This window comes from Acetomicrobium mobile, assembly GCF_937920065.1.
In genome coordinates, this window is sequence record NZ_CALETC010000250.1 from 1 (window position 1) to 2,423 (window position 2,423).

Below are 2,423 nucleotides of genomic sequence, written 5' to 3' on the forward strand. Positions count from 1 at the left end.
CAAAACTTCACTCATGGTTTTGGGCCACCTCTTTTTCCTCCTCCCATAAATCGACGAGATTCCTATTAGGTGTAGCCAAAAAGACCGCCGGGGCTATCCTCATGACGACCCCTCTCATAGCATAAGCCACACCACAGATGAAATCGAGGGTACTTTGTCCTTCGGCTTTATCAACGTTGCGCAAGTCAACTATAATAATCTTGCCCTTATGCAGAGCTTCCGCCAAATCTTCCCTTCGCTCCACACACATGTAACCCTTGCAAAACACCAATGCAGCCTGCTTGATACGCGATTGTGGAGTGCGGTCAACATCTTCATCTGATTCTAGGCCTTCTTCTAGTAAATCTTCCTCTTTTTGCACTGTGATGCCCAACAATGCCAGGAGCCGCTCAAGCATTCCCCTCCCTCCTCCTAAAGTAAACTTTGTTTAATTTCTCCTAGGACCAAATATTACACGACCTAAACGCACCATGGTGCTTCCTTCCGCGATTGCTAACTCAAAGTCATCGCTCATGCCCATGGATAATTCGGGAAGCTCTACACCAAGATCCTCTTCCAATTCTTCCTTTAGGCGGCGAAGCAGGGCGAAAGACGATCTTATCCTTTTTTTCTCGTCCGTCAAAGGACCTATACCCATCAATCCAATTAATTTTAAATGTGGACAAAGGCCCAAAATATGCTCCGCCAATGCGCGAGCATGGTCTGGTTCAACGCCGTACTTCGAGGCTTCGCCAGATATATTTACTTCGATGAGCACAGGCATAGTCTTTCCCAATAACTCTAATCGATGCTCTAAAATATCTGCCAGCCTAACGCTATCGATACTTTGTATGACATCGAACAATTGAACGGCAAATTTGACTTTATTTCGTTGTAGATGACCAATCATATGCCAAGTAATGCTAAGGTTTTTAGGCCATTTTTCTTTCTTTTCTCTAGCCTCCTGAACTCTGTTTTCGCCAATACCATCAATGTATCCGGTCCCTACAGCCTGGATCATGGCTTCCAAAGGTTGACCTTTTGTGGCCGCGATTATCTTTATTTGATCAGGATCTCTGCCGACACTCGCTGCAGCTTCAGCAATTTTATACTTCACTAATTCGATATTATTGTATACATCAAGGCTTACCATAGAAAAACTCTCCCTTCTCTAGCCTTATCACCGTCCGATATTACAATCTCCCCAGGAAGCAAGCCCTCTTCTACGAAATACATGTTGTCATCCATGGGAATGCCTTTTATTTCCTTAAAAGTTGCCAAACCCTTGGAAACTACATACACTCCTTGGTTACCTTTCCTAAAAATTACGCTTTCTTCGGGAACGAGCACCCCGTGCCTTCTGCCTTCGTATACCAGGAAGCTTAATTTGCGATCAATCGTCAAATGAGCAGGAAAATATGGCGTTAAGGCGATGTTAACCCTTGCCTTCAATCCTAAAATTTCTTTCGTCAGCACCTCGACCCTAAATGGAACGTCCATTTCGTCAAGTCGTATCCACAGAAAATTTTTCTCCAGATTTTCTTTCACTTTAGGCGTCAAATACACGTAAAAGACACAGCGCAACGCCTGCGGTAAAGGAATAACTTTTCCGATGAGTGTCCCTTTTTGCGCGTTAACTCCCTGTGGCACAGTTCTTGCTTTGGCCGATTTGGGCAAATTGTCGTAATCCAACCAAACTCTGGCAAAGTTCCAATTGCCTTCTTCTCCATCCAGCGCTGGAACAAAATAACCAGCCTTTGGCGCCCAAACCACCTTTCGTTCAGCGCCCTCTATGACAGCAATGGCCTCGCCTTTAGCTACCCTAGCCACCTTGCCGCCGTTCACAAATTTAAGGACGCCTTTTATCGGCGAACTAACAACCTCTTCTTGCCACAATAGCCAGCCTTCTGCAGGAAACTCATCAACGTACAGGGCGGGTTTTGCCGTGACTACATCAGGATGCTTAAAACGGTGATGGTTTTGCCAGGCCAAAAAGAAAAACACCGCCACTGAAACAAACACTACGCACCATATGGCATAAATAATTTGAGCGAAACTTTTGTTCTCATTCATCTTTATATATCTTCACATACATCTAATCACATTTAGAATAATCACAACTTATGCATCGTTCACATCCTTCTGTGTGAATTAATGGGGCACCGCAAACGGGACACATGTCCCCTCCTTCTTGCACTTCCACCAATTTGCCCAAAGCCTTTTCCAACCCTCTCGCTATTGCATCGGGCAAACTTAAAATCAAAGAATCGCCTTCAAGAAAGGGAGTACTTCCTCCTATTCCTTTTAACTGCTTTATTATCTCGTCTATAGGTATGCCGCTTCTCAGCGCCAATGAAATTAACCTTCCCAAGGCCTCTGTGTGCGCTTGTGTATCTTTGCCAGACTTCCCCAAAGTAGCAAACACTTCAAAGGGCTGACCATCG

General features: G+C 44.8%; 3 protein-coding genes and 1 pseudogene. All 4 read right to left on the minus strand.

The window, feature by feature from the left end; genetic code table 11:
• Positions 1-7: 7 nt before the first annotated feature.
• A complete protein-coding gene (locus Q7P41_RS09425; RefSeq protein ID WP_303883769.1) occupies positions 8-397 on the minus strand; it encodes a cell division protein SepF in 390 nt (129 codons plus the stop codon).
• Between the two features lie 30 nt (positions 398-427).
• Positions 428-1,132: a YggS family pyridoxal phosphate-dependent enzyme gene (locus Q7P41_RS09430; protein ID WP_303883772.1), complete on the minus strand. Its 705-nt coding sequence runs from the start codon at positions 1,130-1,132 to the stop codon at positions 428-430.
• On the minus strand, positions 1,126-2,052 hold the full coding sequence (locus Q7P41_RS09435) for an HlyD family efflux transporter periplasmic adaptor subunit (protein WP_303883774.1): 927 nt from the start codon (positions 2,050-2,052) through the stop codon (positions 1,126-1,128). Before Q7P41_RS09435 ends, Q7P41_RS09430 begins: the two co-directional genes overlap by 7 nt.
• Positions 2,053-2,074: 22 nt before the next feature.
• Positions 2,075-2,423 (minus strand): annotated as a pseudogene (locus Q7P41_RS09440) (ribonucleotide-diphosphate reductase subunit alpha); the annotation flags it as partial.

Bases quoted from the DNA above. Each gene is read 5' to 3' on its own strand.
- Q7P41_RS09435 (WP_303883774.1), bottom strand. From the start codon at position 2,052: ATGAATGAGAACAAAAGTTTCGCTCAAATTATTTATGCCATATGGTGC.
- Q7P41_RS09430 (WP_303883772.1), bottom strand. From the start codon at position 1,132: ATGGTAAGCCTTGATGTATACAATAATATCGAATTAGTGAAGTATAAA.
- Q7P41_RS09425 (WP_303883769.1), bottom strand. From the start codon at position 397: ATGCTTGAGCGGCTCCTGGCATTGTTGGGCATCACAGTGCAAAAAGAG.